At 59.4% G+C, this 7,117-nt stretch carries 6 protein-coding genes; all 6 read left to right on the forward strand.

Annotated features, from left to right (window positions below; translation table 11 throughout):
- Positions 1-25 precede the first annotated feature (25 nt).
- The 6 genes from KOE80_RS15220 (at position 26) to KOE80_RS15245 (ending at position 7,088) form a co-directional block, all read left to right on the forward strand.
- The gene (locus KOE80_RS15220; protein WP_086060327.1) at positions 26-1,321 is read left to right on the forward strand and encodes a glutamate-5-semialdehyde dehydrogenase; all 1,296 of its coding nucleotides are present in this window, start codon (positions 26-28) and stop codon (positions 1,319-1,321) included.
- Between the two features lie 3 nt (positions 1,322-1,324).
- Positions 1,325-1,741, forward strand: a complete 417-nt coding sequence (locus KOE80_RS15225; RefSeq protein WP_009456497.1) for a CopD family protein — start codon at positions 1,325-1,327, stop codon at positions 1,739-1,741.
- Between the two features lie 1,402 nt (positions 1,742-3,143).
- Positions 3,144-4,493: a THUMP domain-containing class I SAM-dependent RNA methyltransferase gene (locus KOE80_RS15230; RefSeq protein ID WP_226349454.1), complete on the forward strand. Its 1,350-nt coding sequence runs from the start codon at positions 3,144-3,146 to the stop codon at positions 4,491-4,493.
- Positions 4,494-4,707: 214 nt separating this feature from the next.
- The gene (locus tag KOE80_RS15235; RefSeq protein WP_026483072.1) at positions 4,708-5,226 is read left to right on the forward strand and encodes an RDD family protein; all 519 of its coding nucleotides are present in this window, start codon (positions 4,708-4,710) and stop codon (positions 5,224-5,226) included.
- Between the two features lie 43 nt (positions 5,227-5,269).
- A complete protein-coding gene (gene hslO / locus KOE80_RS15240; RefSeq protein WP_009456504.1) occupies positions 5,270-6,181 on the forward strand; it encodes an Hsp33 family molecular chaperone HslO in 912 nt (303 codons plus the stop codon).
- Between the two features lie 79 nt (positions 6,182-6,260).
- Entirely contained in the window at positions 6,261-7,088 is an 828-nt protein-coding gene (locus KOE80_RS15245; protein WP_226349452.1) for a hypothetical protein, read from the forward strand.
- Positions 7,089-7,117 lie beyond the last annotated feature (29 nt).

Below are 7,117 nucleotides of genomic sequence, written 5' to 3' on the forward strand. Positions count from 1 at the left end.
TCTTGAACCGGAGAGTTACACGGCTATGAACGATATCACCCAGTCCTCTGCCGCCACCCAGGTCGGCGATCTGTCTTCCATGATGCAAGATTTGGGCAAGCGCGCCCAGCTTGCTGCCCGTCGCATGCGCGCCGCCACTGGCAAAGCCAAGGCCGATGCCCTGCGCTATATGGCTGATGCCCTGATTGAGCAAAAAGCCCAGTTGCAAGCGGCCAACGAACTGGACTTGCAGGCGGCACGTGAACGTCAGATTCCCCCGGCCATGATCGAGCGTCTGGTCCTGTCGGACCGTGCCCTGGAGATCATGACCACAGGCCTGCGTCAGATTGCCGACATGGACGATCCGGTCGGTCAGATCAGCGCCTCACGCACCCGCCCTAACGGCATGCGTGTGGCTCAAATGCGTGTGCCTTTGGGTGTCATCGGCATCATTTACGAATCGCGCCCCAATGTGACCATTGACGCCGCCGCCCTGTGCCTGAAATCCGGCAACGCCACGATTTTGCGCGGCGGTAGCGAAGCCTTTCACTCCAACCAGGCTTTGGCACAGATTATCTCCAGCAGCCTGGAACGTGCTGGTTTGCCCAAAGAAGCCGTACAAGTGGTTCCCACCACGGATCGCGACGCTGTTGGCTTGCTCGTGACCATGAACGACTACGTGGACGTCATTGTCCCGCGTGGTGGCAAGAGCCTGATCCAGCGACTGAGCGCCGAAGCAACGGTTCCTCTGATCAAACACCTGGACGGCAACTGCCACGTCTACGTGGATGAATTTGCCGATCTGGAAAAAGCGACCCGCATCGTGTTCAACGCCAAGACCTACCGTTACGGTATTTGCGGCACCATGGAAACCTTGCTGGTTCACCGCAGCATTGCGCCGGCCTTCCTGCCAGAAATGGCCCGCCAACTGCAAGAAAAAGGGGTGGAACTGCGTGGCTGTGAGCAAACCCGCGCTCTGGTCGCCAACGTAGCCCCTGCTACCGAGGAAGACTGGGAAACCGAATTTGCCGCAGCCATTCTGGCAATCCGCATTGTGGACTCCATGGATCAGGCCATGGATCATATTGCCCAGTACAGCTCCGAGCACACAGAATCCATCGTGACGGAAAACCTGAGCCTGGCCGAGCGCTTCCAGCGCGAAGTGGACTCCAGCTCCGTCATGGTGAACCTGCCTACCTGTTTTGCTGACGGCTTCGAGTACGGCCTGGGCGCCGAAATCGGCATTTCCACCAACCGTCTTCATGCCCGTGGCCCGGTCGGCCTGGAAGGCCTGACGACCTACAAATGGGTCTTGCATGGCAATGGCCAAATGCGTGGTTAAATCATGCTTTGGCTAAAAACATTTCACATCTTGTTTGTGACCTCCTGGTTTGCGGGGCTGTTCTACCTGCCCCGCATCTATGTCAATCTGGCCCAGGAGCAAGATGCCAGGACCTATGAAACGCTCTTGGGCATGGCCCGGCGCCTGTATCGCTTTATGGCCCCTTTGGCCATTCTGACCCTGCTGACAGGCCTGGGATTGTTTTTGTATTACGGCATAGGCAAAGGACAGGGCTGGATGCACGCCAAACTGACCCTGGTCTTGATCCTGTTTGCCTTTCACGGTGTGTGCGGACGCTATCTGCGGCAGTTCCAGCAAGGGCAGCAAAGCCGCTCACACGTATTCTTCCGCTGGTTCAATGAAATTCCGGTCATCGTTCTGCTGCTGGTCCTCATCCTGGTGGTTATAAAACCCTTCTAATACCTAATTCATGTCAGACCAATCTGAACGCAAGACACTAAGCCTGAGCCCAGGCACTAAAAAGAAAGCCAGCAATGCGGAACCCCGCGTGCGCTCGGGTGCGCGCGCACGTGCGGCCAGCCTGCAGCAAGACCGCCAGGGCGGCCCCAAGCGCGAGTCCCGCCCCTACGTAGAGAAACGTGACCAGGAACGCCGTGAGCGCCCTGCTTTCAACCGCGACCGCACAGATCGCCCCCAATCGGGCGAGCGTCGCGAGTTTTCCGGTGAGCGCCGCGAGCGTCCCGCATTCAACCGGGACCGTGACAGCCGCCCTCAAACGGGTGAGCGTCGTGAGTTCTCTGGTGAGCGCCGCGAACGTCCAGCATTCAACCGCGACCGTGACAGCCGTCCACAATCGGGCGAACGTCGCGAGTTCTCTGGCGAACGCCGTGAACGCCCCGCATTCAACCGCGACCGTGACAGCCGTCCACAATCGGGCGAACGTCGCGAATTCTCTGGTGAACGTCGTGAGCGCCCCGCATTCAACCGCGACCGTGACAGCCGTCCACAATCGGGCGAACGTCGGGAGTTCTCTGGCGAACGCCGTGAACGCCCCGCATTCAACCGCGACCGTGACAGCCGTCCACAATCCGGTGAACGTCGTGAGTTCTCCGGTGAGCGCCGCGAACGTCCAGCATTCAACCGTGACCGTGACAGCCGTCCACAATCGGGCGAACGTCGTGAGTTCTCCGGCGAGCGCCGCGAACGTCCCGCATTCAACCGGGACCGTGACAGCCGCCCACAATCGGGCGAACGTCGTGAGTTCTCTGGCGAACGCCGTGAGCGTCCAGCATTCGATCGCAACCGCGAAGGCCGTCCACAATCGGGGGAACGCCGCGAGCGCCCAGCATTCAACCGAGACCGTGACAGCCGTCCCCAAACGGGCGAACGTCGAGAGTTCTCTGGCGAACGCCGCGAACGTCCCGCATTCAACCGGGACCGTGACAGCCGACCACAATCGGGCGAACGTCGCGAATTCTCCGGTGAGCGCCGCGAGCGTCCCGCATTCGACCGCAACCGCGAAGGCCGTCCTCAATCGGGCGAACGTCGCGAATTCTCCGGTGAACGCCGCGAGCGCCCCGCATTCAACCGTGACCGCGACAGCCGTCCTCAATCGGGCGAACGTCGAGAGTTCTCCGGCGAACGCCGCGAACGTCCCGCATTCAACCGGGACCGTGACAGCCGACCACAATCGGGCGAGCGTCGTGAGTTCTCCGGTGAGCGCCGCGAGCGCCCCGCATTCAACCGTGACCGTGACAGCCGCCCTCAAACGGGTGAACGCCGCAACTTCTCGGGTGAACGCCGCGAACGTCCTGCCTTCAAGAGCGACAATGAATCCTCGGAGCGTACCCCTGCCGGCAAGATGCCCAGCAAGCTTTTTAGCCCGGCCGGTGACTCCGATGCCTTTCCTCAGTATGTCTCGCCTATCCAGCGTGTAGACAGCCCCCAGGCCCCCAAGCCCGGTCAGCGCCTGCCCGATAGCAATATCGAGCAAAACGAGCGCGTCCAGGTCAAGGCCCTGCAAGGCGAGCGCTACCGTCTGTTTGCTCCCTGCCCACAAGGGCTGGAAGAGGCGCTGTCGCTGGAACTGCAAGCACTGGGCTACGAGAACGTCCAAACCGGCCGTGCGGGTTGCCATTTTGACGCGGACTGGATCGGCGTCATGCGTGCCAACCTGTCCTCGCGACTGGCGACACGCATTTTGCTGGAAGTCTCGCACGCTCCTGTCACCAACGAAGAGGACATTCTGGCCCTGGCTCGGGTGACTCCCTGGGAACGCTGGTTTGGCCCCGAGCAGACACTGCGTGTCGACACCTCGGCCGTACGCAGCCCCATGCAAAGCTTGCAGTACTGCAATCTGCGCGCCAAAGACGGGATTTGTGACCGCCTGCGTGATCTGGAAGGCGCACGTCCTTCCATCGATACCGTACGCCCGGATGCCAAGGTGCATTTGTTCCTGGACGAGACCAGTGCCACCTTCTACCTGGATACCAGTGGCGAGTCTCTGTTCAAGCGCGGCTGGCGTCACGACAAGGGCGATGCGCCTTTGCGTGAAAACCTGGCAGCGGGCCTGCTGGCCCTGTCTGGCTGGAACCCCAGCAAGCCTTTGATCGACCCCTTCTGCGGTAGTGGCACGATTCTGATCGAAGCCGCCTGGATGGCTTTGGGAGCGCCTCCCGGCATCTGGCGCCCCTTCCACTTCGAGCGTCTGCGCTGCCACGACCAGCGCTTGTGGCGTGATATCAAAGACGAAGCGCGCTCCATGATCGCTCCTCGTCTGGATACTCCATTGATTGGCTACGACATCAACCCCACCGTTCTGGATGCAGCCCGTTCCAACCTGGAACGCTCGCACCTGACGCTGGAGACGATTCGCTTCGAGCAAGGCGATGCCCTGAAGATTCGTCCAGAAACGGAAGCCGGCTGGATTGTCACCAATCCTCCTTACGGCGAGCGCCTGGAACATCAGGACGAGGACTTCTGGCCCAACTGGGCCAGCAACCTCAAGCAAAACTTCGCCAACTGGAGCGTGAACATGATCAGCAGCGACCTGGAGCTGCCACGTCATATGCGCCTCAAGCCCAAGCGTCGTTACCCGCTGTACAACGGTGCTCTGGATTGCCGTCTGTTCTGCTTTGACATGGTTCCGGCCAGTTATCGCAATAACGAGACAGCCTCGGACGCCAGCGAAGACTCAGCCAGCGCCGAATAAGCGTCAAGCCGTCTTGTACAAGGCAACAAGGGCCAAGTCCATGAAAATGGCTTGGCCCTTGTTTATTGAGACAAGCCCCCCATATCTTGATTACTTTTCTACCCTTCTGGGGCCCGCCCGACTCCATGCCTTCTGTTCCAGCCCCGAGCCGGCAGCATTCCGTTAGGCAGCGATATACGCGATAATGGCAGTCTTCCCTGCCTCAAGACGCACCATGACACCCACTTTCACTACTCCTGGCCGCTGGCGACGCTTTGCCTGCATGATGTATGAATCCATCCTGCTGTTTGGCGTTATTTTCACCACCGGCTATCTGTTTGACACCTTGACCCAAAGCCGTAGCGGCCTGGATCTGCGTCATGTGCGTCAGGTCGTTCTATTTATTGCGCTGGGGATTTATTTCGTGCTGTGCTGGCGCAAAGTGGGCCAGACCCTGCCCATGAAAACCTGGCATATGAGACTGGTAGACGAGCAAGGTCAGATTCCTGCCCTGCGTACCCTGCTGCTGCGTTATATTCTGCTATGGCCCCTACCCTTGCTGGGAGCTTTGCTGGTTCAGCTTCTGTCTGGCTACACAGGCTATGCGTCCACGGACCTGCTTATCGTGTTTACGCCTTTTCTGAACTTCATCTGGACCTGGTTCGACAAAGACCAGCAGTTCCTGCACGACCGTCTTAGCAAGACTCGCCTGATCGATGCGCGCCCTACCCGTGTTACTTCGGCAGCCACCTGAGCAGGCAGGCTGCCTCTTCATTTTTTAGTAGTACAGCAAAGTCATGACTGACATTTTAAAAAAATACTTGTTCGCCGACCAAAGCACACGAGCCCAGATTGTTCATCTTGAGCAAGCCTGGCAAATGGGTCTGGAACACCAGCACTATCCTGCCTGCATCCGCGACTTGCTGGGCGAGCTGGTAGCCGCTTCGGTACTGCTGGCGGGCAACCTCAAGTTTGACGGCTCCCTGATTTTGCAAATCCAGGGCGACGGCCCGATCGCCTTGCTGGTGGTGGAATGCACATCGGACATGGACATACGCGCAACGGTGTCGCTGCGTGAGAACCATCCCGTGCCCCAAACTGGCACCTTGCAAACCCTGCTGAACCCGCAAGGCCAAGGCCGCTTCACCGTAGTACTGGCCCCACGTCAAAGCAGCAAGGATTTCCGCCCCTACCAAGGCGTGGTGCCTCTGGAAGGCGAGACCGTTGCCGAGGTTCTGCAAACCTATATGCGCACCTCCGAGCAGTTGGATACCCACCTGTGGCTGGCCGCCGACGAAAACCGTTGTGCAGGGCTGTTGCTGCAACGTATCCCGCCCCAAGGCGGCCACAGCCTGGCGCAAAACCTGGACACCTGGGAACGCGCCCTGGCGCTGGGCTCCACCGTCCAGACACAAGAATTGCTGCAACTCGATAGCGACACCTTGATTCATCGCCTGTTCTGGGAAGAAGACCTGCAGGTCTTTGAACCTCAGTCCGTGCGCTGGCATTGCCCCTGTTCCCGTCAACGCGTCAGCAATATGCTGCGCATGCTGGGCCGGGCAGAAATCGAGCAAATGCTGGCAGAACAAGACACCATCAATGTATCCTGCAACTTCTGCGGCAAGCCCTATCAGTACGATGCAATTGACTGCGCGTCCCTGTTTGTCGACAAGGGCGATACCCAGCCTGGTGACGATACCCTGCACTAAGCAGAAACCGCTACGAAGGACTACACCCGCACAAGTCCTTCTACCAAGCTAAAAGACACTCAGCCATGATGGCAACATCATGGCTGATTCTTTTTCCTCACCCCATCCTCAATCTGGTTTGGCTGGCGCTCACATCATGGGAGCCCTGCTTGCAATCATCCTGCTGAGCTGGCTGGTGCTGGACGTGCTGACGCTGTACTCCTTGCGCGTACGCCTGCAATACGGTCTCTTGCATGCCGCTCGCCAAGCCAGCGTGCAGCATGCCCGACCTGAAACCATTGCCTCGGCATTCAGCCAAACACTGGCCGCTGCCAAAGTGCCGCTACACGATCAGTGGCAGATCCAGATCCTGTCGCCCTCACCACAGGCTTTTATGCTGCATGGCAGGCCTTCCCGGCTTCATGAGGGGCGTACAAGCATTACCCAGGGCTGGCAGGCACAACAGGCGGATCAAGCCAGCCACGGCGGCCCCAGCATCTACCAGGCCAACACATTGCACTTGTACCTGCTCTATGCCCATAAGCCGGGCCCTCTTTCCTTGCTTCGCCTGCTACCCAAGCTTGCTGCCAGCATGCCTGGCCCTTCAGGTTCGGCAGCGGTCTGGCTACGCCTGGAAATCAGACACCCTATGCAGTCCGATGCCGTGCAGTGGGATGACTTGGCTGACGGTCGGGTCGTCTATGCCCAGCAGACTGAAAACGAGCTTGCCTTGCCAGTTTCCCAAACAGGCTGGTCCACAGACCTGGAGCCAGCAGAACCGCCATCAACGGACGGGGATGGCCGTCTGCCATCATGGGATAGCCCTGCTCAAGGATCAGGTGGTGCTTCCCCTTCTCCAGGGCCTGCCGCCCCCACACCAGACTCAGGAGGAGCTGACTACTCACCTCCAAACCCTGCTTGCTACTAATCGCCGAGCCAGCCAGAGCGGGTGGCGGG

The organism is Alcaligenes sp. 13f (assembly GCF_020496585.1).
GTDB lineage: Bacteria > Pseudomonadota > Gammaproteobacteria > Burkholderiales > Burkholderiaceae_B > Alcaligenes > Alcaligenes phenolicus.

Coding starts and splice junctions, on each gene's coding strand:
- KOE80_RS15220 (WP_086060327.1), top strand. CDS start 26: ATGAACGATATCACCCAGTCCTCTGCCGCCACCCAGGTCGGCGATCTG.
- KOE80_RS15225 (WP_009456497.1), top strand. CDS start 1,325: ATGCTTTGGCTAAAAACATTTCACATCTTGTTTGTGACCTCCTGGTTT.
- KOE80_RS15230 (WP_226349454.1), top strand. CDS start 3,144: ATGCCCAGCAAGCTTTTTAGCCCGGCCGGTGACTCCGATGCCTTTCCT.
- KOE80_RS15235 (WP_026483072.1), top strand. CDS start 4,708: ATGACACCCACTTTCACTACTCCTGGCCGCTGGCGACGCTTTGCCTGC.
- hslO (WP_009456504.1), top strand. CDS start 5,270: ATGACTGACATTTTAAAAAAATACTTGTTCGCCGACCAAAGCACACGA.
- KOE80_RS15245 (WP_226349452.1), top strand. CDS start 6,261: ATGGCTGATTCTTTTTCCTCACCCCATCCTCAATCTGGTTTGGCTGGC.